A 15,007-nucleotide genomic window follows, 5' to 3' on the forward strand; every position below is an offset into this window, starting at 1 on the left:
CTGTTCCCTTTCGCGAAAAATCGCGGGGACCTTACCCCGCATCAACGACGATGCAAGACCTGCATCGGCGTTCACGGAAAATATGATCCACGCCTCGGTCGCAAGCAGTCAGCCCTCGCCGGTTGTTTTTTCCATCACTGGCTGTGGAGCCGGTTCCGCGTCGTCCGGCGCCTCGGCACCCGGCTTTTTGGTCCGCTTGCGCCAATTGCGCACAAAGCCAACGATGCGGTCGGCGATCTCGCCGGCACTCAGGAACACCGGCACCCGCGCCACCGGCGCGGTCGGCTCGAGGGAAAGACCGAGACCGGTGATCCTGCCCTTGTCGTCGACATCGCGGACGATCAGCTCGATCGGACCAATCAGCACGCGGTCGGCATATTCGGCATGGCCGCCGAGCCGCTCCGTCACCAGGTCGCCGACGGTCAGCTTGCGTTCCTCCTCGGTCAGGCCCGGCGCGTAAGCGGCTTCCAGTTCTGCGGCGGAGCGTGCCGGATCGACGGCGAAGGCGCCGAAGAAGTCGGCATCCTCGGGATCGACCACGGCGCGGCTGGCGAACAGCTTGTCGAGCAGGGCCGGATAGCGATCCGGCACGAAGATGTAGACATGGTCGCCGGCGGCGAGCCTGCCCATGTCCTGGAAGCGCATCGAGCGGCCGTCGCGCAGCACCAGCGACGGCCGCGCCCAGCGCGGAATGCGCTCGCCGCGCGCCACCGGGCTGCCTGGTGCCACGCGGTAGGCGAGCAGTTCGTGATGGGCGGAGCCAGGCAGTTCGAGCTCGACCTTGTCCAACGGACCCAGCCGGGCGGGCACGATCAGACCGAGCCGGCGCGCCAGCGGTCCGACGGTCCATCCCTGGATGACCAGCGATACCAACACCACGATGAAGGCGGTGTTGAAGATGAGGCGGCCATTCTCAAGACCGCCAAGCAGTGGCGTGATGGCGAGCAGGATCGACACGGCGCCACGCAGACCCACCCATGAGACGAAGGCGACTTCCGGGCGCGGCAGACGAAACGGCATCAGGCAAAGCCAGACGGCGATCGGCCGCGCCACGAATATCAGGAACAGGCCCAGCAGCACCGCCGGCAGCAGGATCGCCGGAAATTGCGAGGGCGTCGCGAACAGGCCGAGGATCAGGAACATGATGATCTGCGCCAGCCACGACACGCCGTCCTGGAAGCGCTTGAGGATGGTGACGGCGCGGATGTCGGAATTGCCGGCAATGAGGCCGGCGAGATAGACCGCCAGAAAGCCGGAGCCGCCAATGGCGCCGGCGGCGGCGAACACCATCAGCGACAGCGTCAGCACGAAGATCGGCAGCAGCCCGTGGTCGAGATTGAGCCGGTCGACGAGGCGAACGATGGCGAGGCCGCCGAAAATGCCGACGACGGCGCCAAGCCCCATGTTGAGAAGGAAGCCGAGGACAAGGTCGGTAACCAGCACCCTGGCCTCGGGGCTGGCGTTGGCGGCGATGATCTCGACCAGGCTTATGGTCAGGAAGATGGCGATCGGGTCATTGGTGCCGGACTCCACCTCGAGCGTCGAGCGTACGCGTTCGCGCAAATTGATCTCGCCGGCGCGCAACAGGAAGAACACCGCTGCCGCGTCGGTCGAGGCGACAGCGGCCCCGAGCAGGAAGGATTCCAGCCAGTTGAGATCGAGCAGATAATGGGCGACCGCGCCGAACAGGCCAGTGGTCAAAAGGACGCCGACGGTCGCCAGCGACAGCGCCGGTCCGGCCGCCTGGCGCAACGCGTTGAGCGGTGTGCCGAAACCGGAATCGAACAGGATCACCGCCAGCGCCAGTGAGCCGGCAAAATAAGCCAGCCGCGCATTGTCGAACTGGATGCCGAGGCCGTCGGTTCCAGTGGCCAGGCCAATGCAGAGAAACAGCAGCAAGAGAGGGGCGCCGAAGCGGAAGGCGATCAGGCTCGAAAACGCGGCGGCAACGACGAGAGCGGCGCCGACCAACGTCACGAGATAGATCGCATGCTCCATCCGCCAATTGCCCCTCGAATTCGTGTCCCTCTCGCTTTACGGGAGAGTGAGGCGAAGACATGACCGGTGCAAGGCGTGAGGGTGGTTTTTTGCGCTATGCCGCTGATTTTCGAGTGTTTTGGCGCTCAAGGCGCGGGTCTTGCCAAACAAACCCTTAGAGCGTCGTTGCGCATTCAAAAGGGCGCTGCGCGCTGTCATGAAAACGCCCGGACAGGCCGGGCGTTTCAAGTCGCAAGAAGATGGTTCTGCGGTCAGGCGATGGTCTTGCCGAAGGCGACTGATGTGTCGGCCATGCGGTTGGAAAAGCCCCATTCATTGTCGTACCAGGACAGCACCGAAACGAAGTTGCCGTCCATGACCTTGGTCTGGTCGAGCGCCATGATCGAGGAATGCGGGTCGTGGTTGAAGTCGATCGACACGTTCGGATGACGGGTGACGGCGAGAACGCCCTTCAGCTTGCCGTTGGAGGCGGCGATCACCGCCTCGTTGATTTCCTGTACCGTGGTCGAACGCTTGGCGATGAACTTGAAATCGACGACCGAGACGTTCGGGGTCGGCACGCGGATGGAGATGCCGTCGAGCTTGCCCTTGAGGTCGGGCAGCACAAGGCCGATCGCCTTGGCCGCGCCGGTCGAGGTCGGGATCTGCGACAGCGCTGCGGCGCGGGCGCGGTAGAGATCCTTGTGCATGATGTCCAATGTTGGCTGGTCGCCGGTGTAGGAGTGGATCGTCGTCATCATGCCCTTCTCGATGCCGACGGCCTCATGCAGCACGGCTGCCAGCGGCGCCAGGCAGTTGGTGGTGCAGGAGGCGTTCGAGATGACGATGTGGTCCTTGGTCAGCTTGTCGTGGTTGATGCCATAGACGACGGTGAGGTCGGCGCCCTCGGCAGGCGCCGAGACGAGGACGCGCTTGGCGCCGGCGGTCAGATGCGCAGCGGCCTTGTCGCGGGCGGTGAAGATGCCGGTGCATTCGAGCGCGATGTCGATGCCGAGTTCCTTCCATGGCAGCTGCGTCGGGTCCTTGATCGCGGTGACCTTGAATTTTTCGCTGCCGACGGTGATCTGGTCACCGTCGACCGTCACTTCATGCGGGAAGCGGCCATGCACGCTGTCGTAGCGCAGCAGATGCGCATTGGTCTCGACCGGGCCGAGGTCGTTGACGGCGACGACATCGATGTCCTTGCGGCCGGATTCGTGGATGGCGCGCAGGATGTTGCGGCCGATGCGGCCGAATCCGTTGATGGCAACTCTGACGGTCATTTTTCTCTCCCTGGGAGTTGGAGGCCGAAGATCAAGTCCGCAGCTTCATAACGGCGGGCTGGCAAAGAATCCAGCCGTCGATGGGTTGGATTTAAGTCCATTAGGTCGCGGCTGCCGGCGAAACCGCCATGTGCGGCTTCGCTGGAGACCAGCATATTTACTCGCCGTGCAGGCGGGCTTCCGCCGCCTTCACCGTTGCTTCGGCGGTGATGCCGAAATGCGGATAGAGCTGTTCAATCGTGCCAGAGGCGCCGAAGCCGGTCATGCCGATGAAAATGCCGTCGGTGCCGATGAAATGATCCCAGCCCTGGCGGATGCCGGCTTCGATGGCGATCTTGATCGGCGCGTTGCCGATCGTCTTGTTCCGGTAATCGGCACTTTGCTTGTCGAACAATTCGAAGCAGGGCACAGAGACGACGCGGGTCGGATGGCCGTGCTTCTCCAATGCCTCGCGCGCCGCCAGCGCAATCTCGACCTCGGAGCCCGAAGCGAAGATCGTCACCGCCGCATCGCCACTGGCAGCGGCAAGCTCATAGGCGCCCTGGCGACAAAGGTTTTCCGCAACGAAGTCGTTGCGCACCGCCGCCAGGTTCTGCCGGGTCAGCGCCAGCGTCGAAGGCGTCTTTTCCTGTTCGATCGCCAACTGCCAGCATTCCGCGGTCTCGACCGCGTCGGCCGGGCGGAAGACATTGTGGTTCGGAATGGCGCGAAGTGCGGCCAGATGCTCGACCGGCTGATGGGTGGGGCCGTCTTCGCCGAGACCGATGGAATCGTGGGTCATGACGAAGATCGAGCGGATGCCCATCAGCGAGGCGAGCCGCATCGACGGACGGGCATAGTCGGAAAAGCACATGAACGTGCCGCCATAGGCGATGAGGCCGCCATGCAGCGTCAGTCCGTTGAGCGCGGCGGCCATGCCGTGCTCACGGATGCCGTAGTGAACGTAGCGCTGGCCGTAATCGTCCGAGGTGATGTTCTTGGTCTGGCTGGTCTTGGTGTTGTTGGAGCCGGTCAGGTCGGCCGAGCCGCCGATGGTTTCCGGCACGGCGCCGTTGATGATTTCGAGCGCCATTTCCGACGATTTGCGGGTGGCGACCTTCGGTTTGTCCGCAGAGAGCTTCTTCTTGTAGTCGGTGATGACGGAGTCGAAATTCGCCGGCAGCGTGCCACTGATGCGGCGCTCGAATTCGCTGCGCAATTGCGTGTCGGCACTGGCAAGGCGGCCTTCCCAGTCGGTGCGTGCCTTGATGCCGGTCTTGCCGGCGTCGCGCCAGGCATCGAGGATATCGGCAGGAAGCTCGAAAGGCGGATAATCCCAGCCGAAGAATTTTCTGGCGCCGGCGATTTCCTCGGAGCCGAGCGGCGAACCGTGCGCCTTGTTGGTGCCGGCCTTGGTCGGCGCGCCGAAGCCGATCGTCGTCTTGCAGGCGATCATCGTCGGTTTGTCGGAATGGCGCGCCGCCTCGATCGCATAGGCGATCGCTTCCGGATCCTGGCCGTCGATGTGGCTGGCGTTCCAGCCGGACGCCTGGAAGCGGGCGACCTGATCGGTGTTGTCGGCCAGCGACACCGGGCCGTCGATCGAGATGTTGTTGTTGTCCCAAAAGACGATCAGCTTGTTCAGCTTGAGATGTCCGGCAAGCGCGATGGCTTCCTGGGAAACGCCCTCCATCAGGCAGCCGTCACCGGCCAGCACATAGGTGTAGTGGTCAACGAGGTCGTTGCCGAAGGCGGCATTCATGATGCGCTCGCCGAGCGCGAAACCGACCGAATTGGCAAGTCCCTGGCCGAGCGGGCCGGTCGTCGTCTCGATGCCGGCGGCATGGCCATATTCGGGATGGCCCGCCGTCCTCGATCCCACCTGGCGGAAATGCTTGATCTGGTCGAGGGTGATGTCCTCGTAGCCGGTCAGATAAAGCAGCGAATAAAGCAGCATCGAACCGTGGCCGGCCGACAGGATGAAGCGGTCGCGATCGGGCCAATGCGGGTTCTTCGCATCGTATTTCAGGAAACGCGTGAACAGCACCGTGGCGATGTCGGCGCAGCCCATGGGCAGGCCGGGGTGGCCGGATTGGGCCTTCTCGACGGCGTCCATGGAAAGAAAACGGATCGCATTGGCCATCCGGTCATGTTGTTCACGCGAGGTCATGCTTCCTCCAGTGTCGGGGTTCGGGGCCTTGGGAGAGCCCTGGAAAGGGGTGCGCGACACATAGCAGGCGCGGCTTTTTAGTCAACAAACCGGCGCGTTTTTGCCGATCTTGTTGGTCAGTAAGCCGGCGCTTTTGCCGGACTTGCGATGGCGCCAGAAGGGCTTTGGTGGCCTAAATTAGCGTTAGCAGGGGACAGTCGCGAGAGCTTTATTGACGTTGGCTTCACACGGCGCGTAATGTTTCAGACATAACGCGTTCTGAACGTGGATGATTCGGTGATGGGCAGGGCGCAGGACGAAAGCCATGACCGGGGAAACGACACTCAAGGAAGTCATCGCCAGGCTGGGTAAGGCCATCGAGGGGCTGGAAAACGCCGTCGCGGCCAAGCTCGAGCACGAGCGCGACTATACGGAAGCCGAGGCGGAGGTGCAGCGCATGAACGCCGACCGCTCGCGGCTGGCGCAGGAACTCGACAATTCCGAAGCGCGCGCCGAACGGCTGGAAGACGCCAACAAGGAAGTGTCGCGTCGGCTGGTGACCGCCATGGAAACCATCCGCGCCGTGTTGGATAGATAGGGGCTGGCCCAATGGCACAAGTCACGGTTTCCATCGATGGCAAGCAGTATCGCATGGCTTGCGACGAAGGCCAGGAAGAGCATCTGATCGACCTTGCCGAGCGCTTCGACCGCTATGTCTCGCATCTGAAAGACTCATTCGGCGAAATCGGCGACCAGCGGCTGACGGTGATGGCCGGCATCATGGTCATGGACGAGCTTTCGGAACTGCAAAAACGCGTCAAGGGCATGGAAAGCGAAGTGCTGACGCTGCGCAAGACGCGTGACGACGCGCTGACCAAGGCCGACAAGAACGATTCCGTACTGACCCAGGCGCTTGGCGCGCTCGCCCAGCGCATGGAAGATCTGGCGACGACGCTGGCGGTGAACAAGGCCTAGATTTCCACTGCTGTCGCGCCCAGCGCCCTATTGCGCCGGCATCAATGGGCGCGAAATGCTGCTGTTTACGACAAAAGGCGAAAAAGTTTTCGTCGCCCGCGCCGCTACCGGTGCAACAGGCGTATGAAGGATGACGCCGCAGTGGTAAAAAGGCGGAAGCAGGGCCGGTGGATGGTCAATGCCGGCTGCAATCACAGGGTAGGGACGCATCATGAGCCTTCGTATCAACGACACCGCGCCGGATTTCACGGCCGAAACCACGCAAGGGACGATCAACTTCCACGAATGGATCGGTGACGGCTGGGCAGTGCTTTTCAGCCATCCGAAGAATTTCACGCCGGTCTGCACGACCGAGCTCGGCACGATGGCCGGGCTGGAAGGCGAGTTCAAGAAGCGCAACGTCAAGATCATCGGGATTTCCGTCGATCCGGTCGAAAGCCATGGCAAATGGCAGGACGACATCAAGAAGGCGACCGGCCAATCGGTGAACTACCCGCTGATCGGCGACAAGGACCTCAAGGTCGCCAAGCTTTACGAGATGCTGCCGGCGGGCGCCGGCGAAACCTCGGAAGGTCGCACGCCCGCCGACAACGCTACGGTGCGTTCAGTTTATGTCATCGGCCCCGACAAGAAGATCAAGCTGGTTCTCACCTATCCGATGACGACCGGCCGTAACTTCGATGAGATCCTGCGTGCGATCGATTCCATACAGTTGACCGCCAAGCACCAGGTGGCGACGCCGGCGAACTGGAAGCAGGGCGAGGACGTCATCATCACCGCCGCTGTTTCGAACGAGGATGCGGTCAGGCGTTTCGGCGCCTTCGAGACGATCCTGCCGTATCTGCGGAAGACCAAGCAGCCCTCCGCCTGAGCGAGCGGCACGGAAGGATTTTCGGCTATTTTGCCTCGGCGAAGCATGCGGCGCTTGACGGCGTGGCGCTGGCGAATGACCATGCTCTTCTTTTACCCCGGCAGGGAAAACCATTCCTGCCGGGTGGGAGTTGAGGGAGCCGGGATTGGACGCATCATCGGCCAAGCTGCAGGTGGCAGGCTTTTACGACAAGCCGAGCGGGTCCATCCAGTATGTCGTTGCCGACCCGCAGACGCGACGATGCGCAATCATTGATCCGGTCCTGGATTTCGACGAGAAGTCCGGCGCCACTGCCACGAAAAATGCCGACGCCCTGCTCGACTTCATTAAAGATCAACGGCTGGTTGTTGAATGGATCCTCGACACCCACCCGCATGCCGACCATTTCTCGGCGGCACCCTATCTCAGCACGAAGACAGGAGCGCCGACGGCGATCGGCGAGAAGGTCGTCGACGTCCAGAAACTGTGGAAGGCAATCTACAACTGGCCGGGGTTTCCTGCCGACGGATCCCAGTGGAACAGGCTGTTTGCCGACGGCGAGACCTTTTCGGTCGGCGGCGTTCCGGCAAAGGTGCTTTTTTCGCCGGGCCACACGCTGGCCTCGATCACCTATGTGATCGGCGACGCCGCTTTCATCCACGATACGCTGTTCATGCCGGACAGCGGCACGGCGAGAGCGGACTTTCCCGGCGGCAGTGCCGCGCAACTCTGGCGCTCGATCCAAAATATCCTCGCGCTGCCGGACGAGACACGTCTGTTCGTCGGTCATGACTACCAGGCGGAGGGGCGCGAGCCCTTGTGGGAGAGCACGGTCGCGGAACAAAAATCCAAGAACACCCATGTTGCCGCCTGCAGGACGGAGGCCGATTTCGTAGCGTTGCGCGAGGCGCGCGACAGGACGATGCCGATGCCGAGGCTGATCCTGCACGCGCTGCAGGTCAACATGAATGGCGGGCGCCTGCCGGAACCGGAATCCAACGGCCGCCGCTATTTGAAATTTCCGTTGGATTGCCTTTGAGGGGCGCGGGTCCAACTTTTGCAAACTCGGCGCCGCCCCTCATCGCCCTGCCGGATGAGGGGCAGCGCAGAGGCCAGCCAGTCTAGCTTCAGGGTTTTGTTCGGCGGACTAAATGTTCATACGTGATTTGCCAAGGGTCGCTCTCGGAAGATCTTTCCTCGCCGATCCAATGGAAGCTGCTGGCGGTGATCTCGGTGAAACGCCATCGAGTTTTCAGACCGCGCGAATCAGTGCCGAGTTGGACAATGTCCTTACCCTCGGCCCGCCCGATCTGGAGTGAGTGATCTCGGTTGAGCGGGTCGTTCCATATGATGTGCCAGCCATCGATCCCAGGATCGAAGATGCGCAAAGTCGTGCCATACATCGTGGACGGCGCAGGGCGCTTGGGCCTGATCCAGACGTCCTGAATCGCGCGGCCTTCGAGCACCCAGCCAAAATGGCATTCTCCATCCCATTTCTGGATTGTGCCATCATCGCGGTAGTGGACCGTGTCCATTTCCCAGCTTCCAATTAGCCATCCATACAGGTTCATGTCTTTCGCTCGGCCGGCTGGAGGACCTTCGGATCCGAGAGCGGTGAGAAACGGAGAAATCGTCATCGTCATACTGCCTTTGATTTCCAAACAGGCGAGCTCAACTGCCCAGCGCAACCCTGGAGGCCCATTGTCGCGCCCGCTTGCCGCAAGCGCCACCTTGTGAAATTTCACGACGGAAGCCCGTGTCGGCGCCGGAACATTGCCGCCATAATTTGCAGCGTTGCGGTTTCCAGGGCTTGGGGAAAATTGCTATAATGCCGCTATGAGCCAGCCAGGCTGATCGACGGATCGGGCGTTCGCGAAGGCCGCGGAACCGGCAACCCCAGCTTGAATATGACACCAAAGGACAGTCCCCCGGCAGTCGGTGGACCATAAAAAAGGCGGCGCCCGTTAACAGGCGCCGCCGCGATTTTTTTACGCCGGAGGTTTTTAACCGCCCGCAGCGCCGCGAAGGTGCCCACCGCCGGCATAAGGCGCTTTGCTTCGGCCATTACCGCGTCCAGCACCATATCGAAGGCGCGCACCTCGATCTGGCGCACGCGCTCGCGGCTGATGTCGAACTCGGCCGACAGCTCTTCCAGCGTCAGCGGCTCCTCGGCCAGGCGGCGCGCCTCGAAGATGCGCCGCTCGCGCTCGTTGAGCACGGCAAGAGCGCCGGACAGCATGCCGCGCCGGTTCTCCAGTTCGTCCTGCTCGATCAGCGCCTCTTCCTGGCTTTCGTGGTCATCTACCAGCCAGTCCTGCCACTCACCGGACTCGCCTTCGCTCGCCCGGATCGGCGCGTTGAGCGAGGCGTCGCCCGACAGGCGGCGGTTCATCGACACCACTTCCGCTTCCGACACGTTGAGGCGGGTGGCGATCTCGGCGATCTGCTCGGGCTTCAAGTCGCCGTCGTCGAGCGCCTGGATCTTGCCCTTCACCTTGCGCAGGTTGAAGAACAGCCGCTTCTGGTTGGCGGTGGTGCCCATCTTGACCAGGCTCCACGAGCGCAGGATGTATTCCTGGATCGAGGCCTTGATCCACCACATGGCGTAGGTGGCGAGCCGGAAGCCGCGCTCCGGTTCGAATTTCTTGACGGCCTGCATCAGGCCGACATTGCCTTCCGAGATCACTTCGCCGATCGGCAGGCCGTAGCCGCGATAGCCCATGGCGATCTTGGCGACGAGCCGAAGGTGGCTGGTGACGAGCTTGTGCGCAGCCGTGGTGTCCTCGTGCTCAGCGTAACGCTTGGCGAGCATGTACTCTTCCTGCGGCTGAAGCATCGGAAAGCGACGGATTTCTTCCAGGTAGCGGCTGAGGCCGCCTTCACCGGAAACGATACTGGGTAGTGACTGGGCCATGATAGCGCCCCTCTCTCTTGGAGTGGTGCCCCCTAACGCGGCGGGCATAAATCACGAACGCCAAAAGGCTCGTTCGCGACAGCGGATGTATACAGGAACAAAACCAGAAAGGACAGCATTTGGTTCAACACGAAACAGTGTGTCACGCCAAAGTGAACAACGCGGGTCAGGTTTTTGCCGATCTGGTTTTGAATGGATGAAGCCGGTTCAGAGTCTGCGGAAGCCGTCCACGAGTTCCTCCATGTCGCTCGGTAGCGGCGCCTCGAACCTCATCGGTAAATGGGTAGTCGGATGCCGAAATTCAAGCAGGCGGGCATGTAATGCCTGTCGCGGAAAGGCCTTCACCTGGCCTTTCAGCGGCTCGGGCAGCCGGTTCGCCTTGGTGCGAAAGGCCTGGCCGTAATCGGGATCGCCGACGACCGGATGGCCGATATGAGCCATGTGGACGCGGATCTGATGGGTGCGGCCGGTCTCGAGCCGGCATTCGACCAGGCTCGCCGTGGCAAACTCCTTTTGCTGCTCGCCAAAGCGCTCGACCACCGTGAAATGGGTGACGGCGTGGCGGGCATCGTCGCGGCCCTGTGGCACCACGGCACGGCGCACGCGGTCGGCGGCGCGACCGAGTGGCTCGTCGACCGTGCCTGTCGGTCTCATCGGAATGCCCCAGACCAGCGCCAGATAGGCGCGTTTGAGATCGCCGGTCAGGCCATGGTCGGCAAAGGCCTCCGACAATGATTTGTGGGCGCGGTCGGTCTTGGCCACGACCATGACGCCGCTGGTTTCCTTGTCCAGGCGGTGGACGATGCCCGGCCGCCGCACACCGCCGATGCCGGAAAGACTGTCGCCGCAATGGTGGATCAGCGCATTGACCAGCGTGCCGGTCCAGTTGCCGGCGCCGGGATGGACGACCAGCCCCGGCGGCTTGTCGATGACGATCAATTCATTGTCTTCATAGAGGACGTCGAGCGGGATGTTCTCGCCTTGCGGCTCCGCCGGCTCCGGCTCCGGCATGTCGACCGATACGCGTTCACCGGCTGCCATCTTGCGTTTGGTCTCGTTGACCGGCTGGCCGCCGACCTTGACGGCGCCCTGCCGGATCAGCATCTGCACCCGGCTGCGCGACATGTCCGGGCCGAGCTTGCCCGCCAGCCATTGGTCGAGCCGCTGGCCGGCCGCATCGGGGCCTGCTTCCAGCACGGCCGATCCGTCTGGCGATCTCCCGTTTGGCGATCCGCCCGTCAATCCATCCTCTATCAATATCGGGGTCTCTTCGTTATGAGCGCTCATCGAAAATCGTTCCGGAATGTTTGCCATGGCTGCTGCCGATGAAGACGAGGAAAAGCCGCTCGACCCCGAAGTCGAAAAGGTGCGCAAGAAGCTCGTCCGCTTCGTCGCCATCAATCTCGGCCTGCTGTTCCTCGCCCTTATGGTGGTGATTGCAGCCCTTGTCTACAAAACGCGCACCGCGCCACCGGCAGCCCCATCCCTTGCCGGCGACATCCAGGTGCCATCAGGCGAGCCGCTGACCGGCGACATCGTGATGCCGGTCGGCGCCAGGGTCATCAGCCAGTCGCTTTCCGGCAACCGCGTCTCCATCGATGCGGAGCTCGCCGACGGCAGCCGCGCCATTTTTGTCTACGACATCACTGAGCGCCGCATCATCGGCCGCTTTTCGATCCGCAATAAATGACTGGTTTCGCTGAAAATCGCCGCGTCGCCAGCGTTGCGCTTGTCGTCGCCAATTACGACGAGGCGATCGCCTGGTATGTCGACAAGCTGGGCTTTTTGCTCACAGAGGACGTCGATCTCGGCGACGGCAAGCGCTGGGTCACGGTGGCGCCGGCGAACGGACAAGGCGCGCAGCTGCTGCTGGCCGAAGCGTCGGATGATGCGCAAAGGGATAGCATCGGCAACCAGACCGGCGGACGCGTCTTTTTGTTTCTCGAAACCGACGATTTTGTCCGCGACCATGCGGCAATGCTCAAAAAGGGCGTTGAATTCCGCGAGGCGCCCCGCCGCGAGGCCTATGGCACGGTGGCGGTTTTCGCCGATCTCCATGGAAATCTCTGGGACCTGATCCAGCCAAAACGATAGGCCTGCAACGGATATTTTCCCGGTACCATTGACTACCAGAAGCCCAGTTGCTTTTTCCCGGCCGTCAGCCTATATCGCCGGTTCTTGAACGCGCCCATCGTCTAGCGGTCAGGACACCGCCCTCTCACGGCGGGAACAGGGGTTCGATTCCCCTTGGGCGTACCAAGGATTTCATCGACTTAGCGCTCTTGCGGTCTTTTACATCGAACATTGGTCGATAAACGACCATGTACGGCCGCGAATGATGGCGGACCTTAAGGTCTGGAGGCGCTGGACGCAACCGTGGGCATAGGCCCCGCGCGGGCGATAAATGCCTGGAACCCTACTCGGAAGAATCCGAGACTTTGACCGGACACGGCTATTTGAAAGACTGACTTTCACTTTTTTGTTGCATCTTTTGCAGCTAGTGTGTATTTATACACATGAAAAGTGCAGACGTGATCAAAGCCCTGGAGGCTGATGGTTGGTATGAAGTTGCTCGAAGGGGCAGCCATGCACAATTCAAACACAAGAAGAAAGCCGGCAGAGTCACGGTTCCGCACCCCAAAAGGGATATTCCTTTGGGAACCTTGCGGAGCATTGAACGTCAATCCGGTCTGAAGCTGAGGTAGATACAATGAAGCAGTATATCGGATTGATCCATAAGGATACCGACAGCGACTTCGGTGTGTCCTTTCCCGATTTTCCCGGCGTTGTCACCGCCGGCACCGATCTGGACGACGCTCGTGCTATGGCTGAGCAGGCCCTTGCCTTTCACATCGAAGGGCTTGTCGAAGATGGCGAAGCCATTCCAGAACCCTCCAGCTTGGAAGGCGTCATGGCCGACGCCGATAATCGAGACGGCGTCGCAATCTTGGTTGCGGTGAAGACCGAGGCCAAGAAAGCTGTCCGCGTGAACATCACGCTCGCTGAAGATGTTCTAAGCCAAATTGACGCCTTTGCTGAGGCGCACGGTTATACCCGGTCCGGCTTTATCGCGAAGGCGGCTCAAAGAATCATCGAGCTTGAGGGCGGCCGAAAGGCTCGCAGCGCTTAGCTACCGTTTGCGCTACCCAGGCCTTCCAATGCAAGTGTCCCTATGGCCTGGCTTCTGGCGCATCGTCGCCGGTTGATTTAGCATCTCCTGATAATCCTCGTGACAGGCACAAGGCAGCACAACCGCGAGCGGCACCGGGACGAGGTGAACACGACGACGACATCCGGCTGCCAGGGAGAGGGCCAATGCAGAAATTGCAATCGCAGGGTGTCCATCATATCACGCTGGTCGGTGCCGGGCGTCAGACCTCCATCGACTTCTGGGAAGGCGTGCTTGGCATGCCTTTCATCTTCGAGCAGCCCAATCTCGACAAGGCCAGCGAAAGCCACCTCTATTTCGATCCGGGCGACGGCCGGCTGATCACCATCTTCACCGACGAGAGCCGCACGCCGGTCAAACGGCGTACACCGACCGATCCGGGCTGCGTCCATCACATCGCGTTTGCGGTGTCGCGGGTCACCTTCCTGCAGGCGGTCGCCCGGCTCGACGAGCGCGCCATCAAGCACAGCGGCGTCAAGGATCGCGGTTTTATGGATTCGATCTACTTCGAGGATCCGCTCGGCCTGCTGATCGAGCTCGCTTCCTACCGTTTCGAGCCGCCGGCGGGATTTACCCATGCCGACGTGCTGATGCAGGCGCACAAGCTTCGCGTCGCGCGCGGCGACTACGCAATCGCCGAAGTGCATCTTGCCGACGCGATTCAGGCGCTGGTCGAGCGCTCCCGTGCGACCTTGTCAGAAGACCGCGCGCCGAAAAATCCATTCTGACAACAGGCCAAACAAAGGGAGGACACAATGGCAAAGATGACAACGAAGAGTGCAAAGAAGCCGGCCGCCAAGGCCGCTACGAAACCAGCTGCCAAGGCCGCGACAAAGCCTGCAGCCAAGGCATCGAAAGCTTCCGCCGAGCCGGCAGCGAAAGCCGCCGCAAAAGCTGCAGACAAGGCGTCCGCGGGATCGGCGCGGAAGACCAAGGCGAAATCAGGAAAGAAGTCTGCACTGATGCTCAGCATGCTGAAGCCGAGCGTCAACAATATGAGCGTACGGGTGTTTGCGCGCGCGGCCGGGCTCGACCATTCCGAGACCGACGTATGGGGCCACACGCGCTCGCCCGAGTATATGGCGCGAAACCCGGCCCATCTGACGCCGATGATCGAGGACAAGGGCCTGCCCAGGGGCGTGTTGTGGGAAAGCTGCGCCATCATGCAGTATCTCGCCAACAAGCACGGGCTGGAGAAATTATATCCCAAGGCGCCGGCCAAGCGGGCGATGATCGACAGCGCCATGTTCTATCTGATCGGCACGCTCTACCCCTATGTGGCGCGCGCCACCTATCCTGCGCTGAATTTCCCGCAATATGCCGGCGAGGTCGGCCACAGCGACGCTCATCCCGACAAGAAGGCGGAAGCCCAGAAGGCCGCTATAGCTGCGATAGCCGAGCCGCTGGAGGTCTTTCACAGCTTCTTCAGGAACGGCAAGCCGTTCATCGGCGGCAAGTACCCGTCGATCGCCGACATCCGCCTGGCGGCGACGCTCGAATTCCTGGCCGCCATCGACTACGCGCTGCCGCAATGGGCGAAGGAGTATATGGCGGCGATCGAAAAGAAGCTCGGCAAGGCCTATGCCGAGCCGGCCGCCGACGTGCGCGGCTATATCGCCTATGTGAAGTCGCAGGCAGGCGCGTGAGGCTTTCGCTCTCACGGTTTTGCTTGCCCAGGCCGATCTAAACCGAGCCCGAGGGCCCGCCGCCT

At 61.8% G+C, this 15,007-nt stretch carries 15 protein-coding genes, 1 tRNA gene and 1 pseudogene; 11 read left to right on the plus strand and 6 right to left on the minus strand.

The window, feature by feature from the left end; all coding sequences use genetic code 11:
- Window positions 1-108 precede the first annotated feature (108 nt).
- The 3 genes from AC0L18_RS25450 to tkt all read right to left on the minus strand — a co-directional run bounded on the left by AC0L18_RS25450 (window position 109) and on the right by tkt (window position 5,409).
- Window positions 109-1,998 (minus strand): potassium/proton antiporter, encoded by a 1,890-nt coding sequence (locus AC0L18_RS25450; protein WP_473494691.1) that lies wholly within the window; start codon window positions 1,996-1,998, stop codon window positions 109-111.
- 251 nt (window positions 1,999-2,249) lie between these two features.
- Complete coding sequence (gene gap / locus AC0L18_RS25455; protein WP_473494693.1) at window positions 2,250-3,260, minus strand: type I glyceraldehyde-3-phosphate dehydrogenase; 1,011 nt, start codon at window positions 3,258-3,260, stop codon at window positions 2,250-2,252.
- Between the two features lie 157 nt (window positions 3,261-3,417).
- Window positions 3,418-5,409 (minus strand): transketolase, encoded by a 1,992-nt coding sequence (gene tkt, locus AC0L18_RS25460; protein WP_473494694.1) that lies wholly within the window; start codon window positions 5,407-5,409, stop codon window positions 3,418-3,420.
- A gap of 304 nt (window positions 5,410-5,713) precedes the next feature.
- Here tkt and AC0L18_RS25465 point away from each other — a divergent pair, with 304 nt between their 5' ends.
- From AC0L18_RS25465 to AC0L18_RS25480, 4 genes are all read left to right on the plus strand, one after another.
- Window positions 5,714-5,986: a DUF4164 domain-containing protein gene (locus tag AC0L18_RS25465; RefSeq protein ID WP_023797069.1), complete on the plus strand. Its 273-nt coding sequence runs from the start codon at window positions 5,714-5,716 to the stop codon at window positions 5,984-5,986.
- Window positions 5,987-5,997: 11 nt separating this feature from the next.
- Window positions 5,998-6,363 carry a cell division protein ZapA gene (locus AC0L18_RS25470; RefSeq protein WP_023797070.1) on the plus strand — a complete coding sequence of 122 codons (366 nt, stop codon included), beginning with the start codon at window positions 5,998-6,000 and terminating at the stop codon, window positions 6,361-6,363.
- Window positions 6,364-6,574: 211 nt separating this feature from the next.
- A complete protein-coding gene (locus tag AC0L18_RS25475) occupies window positions 6,575-7,234 on the plus strand; it encodes a peroxiredoxin (RefSeq protein ID WP_473494695.1) in 660 nt (219 codons plus the stop codon).
- 145 nt (window positions 7,235-7,379) lie between these two features.
- On the plus strand, window positions 7,380-8,252 hold the full coding sequence (locus AC0L18_RS25480; RefSeq protein WP_473494696.1) for an MBL fold metallo-hydrolase: 873 nt from the start codon (window positions 7,380-7,382) through the stop codon (window positions 8,250-8,252).
- A gap of 88 nt (window positions 8,253-8,340) precedes the next feature.
- On the opposite strand, the gene AC0L18_RS25485 is transcribed toward AC0L18_RS25480, so the two are convergent.
- From AC0L18_RS25485 to AC0L18_RS25495, 3 genes and pseudogenes are all read right to left on the minus strand, one after another.
- A complete protein-coding gene (locus AC0L18_RS25485) occupies window positions 8,341-8,958 on the minus strand; it encodes a hypothetical protein (protein WP_473494697.1) in 618 nt (205 codons plus the stop codon).
- Window positions 8,959-9,230: 272 nt separating this feature from the next.
- Window positions 9,231-10,127 (minus strand): annotated as a pseudogene (gene rpoH / locus AC0L18_RS25490) (RNA polymerase sigma factor RpoH); the annotation flags it as partial.
- A gap of 207 nt (window positions 10,128-10,334) precedes the next feature.
- Window positions 10,335-11,414: an RluA family pseudouridine synthase gene (locus AC0L18_RS25495; protein ID WP_473494698.1), complete on the minus strand. Its 1,080-nt coding sequence runs from the start codon at window positions 11,412-11,414 to the stop codon at window positions 10,335-10,337.
- A gap of 25 nt (window positions 11,415-11,439) precedes the next feature.
- Between AC0L18_RS25495 and AC0L18_RS25500 the strand changes: the two genes are divergently transcribed.
- From AC0L18_RS25500 to AC0L18_RS25530, 7 genes are all read left to right on the plus strand, one after another.
- Complete coding sequence (locus tag AC0L18_RS25500) at window positions 11,440-11,817, plus strand: fimbrial protein (RefSeq protein WP_091593269.1); 378 nt, start codon at window positions 11,440-11,442, stop codon at window positions 11,815-11,817.
- Window positions 11,814-12,221, plus strand: a complete 408-nt coding sequence (locus AC0L18_RS25505) for a VOC family protein (protein WP_473494699.1) — start codon at window positions 11,814-11,816, stop codon at window positions 12,219-12,221. Before AC0L18_RS25500 ends, AC0L18_RS25505 begins: the two co-directional genes overlap by 4 nt.
- Before the next feature lie 90 nt (window positions 12,222-12,311).
- Window positions 12,312-12,386 (plus strand) — tRNA-Glu (locus tag AC0L18_RS25510).
- Window positions 12,387-12,643: 257 nt separating this feature from the next.
- Window positions 12,644-12,832 (plus strand): type II toxin-antitoxin system HicA family toxin, encoded by a 189-nt coding sequence (locus AC0L18_RS25515; RefSeq protein WP_473494700.1) that lies wholly within the window; start codon window positions 12,644-12,646, stop codon window positions 12,830-12,832.
- Window positions 12,833-12,837: 5 nt separating this feature from the next.
- Window positions 12,838-13,257, plus strand: coding sequence for a type II toxin-antitoxin system HicB family antitoxin (locus AC0L18_RS25520; RefSeq protein ID WP_473494701.1), 420 nt, complete (start codon window positions 12,838-12,840; stop codon window positions 13,255-13,257).
- A gap of 185 nt (window positions 13,258-13,442) precedes the next feature.
- On the plus strand, window positions 13,443-14,024 hold the full coding sequence (locus tag AC0L18_RS25525; protein ID WP_091593265.1) for a VOC family protein: 582 nt from the start codon (window positions 13,443-13,445) through the stop codon (window positions 14,022-14,024).
- Window positions 14,025-14,051: 27 nt separating this feature from the next.
- Entirely contained in the window at window positions 14,052-14,942 is an 891-nt protein-coding gene (locus tag AC0L18_RS25530) for a glutathione S-transferase family protein (protein ID WP_473494702.1), read from the plus strand.
- Window positions 14,943-15,007 lie beyond the last annotated feature (65 nt).

Source organism: Mesorhizobium sp. WSM4819 (assembly GCF_055811215.1).

Coding starts and splice junctions, on each gene's coding strand:
- AC0L18_RS25530 (WP_473494702.1), top strand. CDS start 14,052: ATGGCAAAGATGACAACGAAGAGTGCAAAGAAGCCGGCCGCCAAGGCC.
- AC0L18_RS25475 (WP_473494695.1), top strand. CDS start 6,575: ATGAGCCTTCGTATCAACGACACCGCGCCGGATTTCACGGCCGAAACC.
- AC0L18_RS25500 (WP_091593269.1), top strand. CDS start 11,440: ATGGCTGCTGCCGATGAAGACGAGGAAAAGCCGCTCGACCCCGAAGTC.
- AC0L18_RS25495 (WP_473494698.1), bottom strand. CDS start 11,414: ATGAGCGCTCATAACGAAGAGACCCCGATATTGATAGAGGATGGATTG.
- AC0L18_RS25505 (WP_473494699.1), top strand. CDS start 11,814: ATGACTGGTTTCGCTGAAAATCGCCGCGTCGCCAGCGTTGCGCTTGTC.
- AC0L18_RS25515 (WP_473494700.1), top strand. CDS start 12,644: ATGAAAAGTGCAGACGTGATCAAAGCCCTGGAGGCTGATGGTTGGTAT.
- AC0L18_RS25520 (WP_473494701.1), top strand. CDS start 12,838: ATGAAGCAGTATATCGGATTGATCCATAAGGATACCGACAGCGACTTC.
- tkt (WP_473494694.1), bottom strand. CDS start 5,409: ATGACCTCGCGTGAACAACATGACCGGATGGCCAATGCGATCCGTTTT.
- AC0L18_RS25465 (WP_023797069.1), top strand. CDS start 5,714: ATGACCGGGGAAACGACACTCAAGGAAGTCATCGCCAGGCTGGGTAAG.
- gap (WP_473494693.1), bottom strand. CDS start 3,260: ATGACCGTCAGAGTTGCCATCAACGGATTCGGCCGCATCGGCCGCAAC.
- AC0L18_RS25470 (WP_023797070.1), top strand. CDS start 5,998: ATGGCACAAGTCACGGTTTCCATCGATGGCAAGCAGTATCGCATGGCT.
- AC0L18_RS25450 (WP_473494691.1), bottom strand. CDS start 1,998: ATGGAGCATGCGATCTATCTCGTGACGTTGGTCGGCGCCGCTCTCGTC.
- AC0L18_RS25525 (WP_091593265.1), top strand. CDS start 13,443: ATGCAGAAATTGCAATCGCAGGGTGTCCATCATATCACGCTGGTCGGT.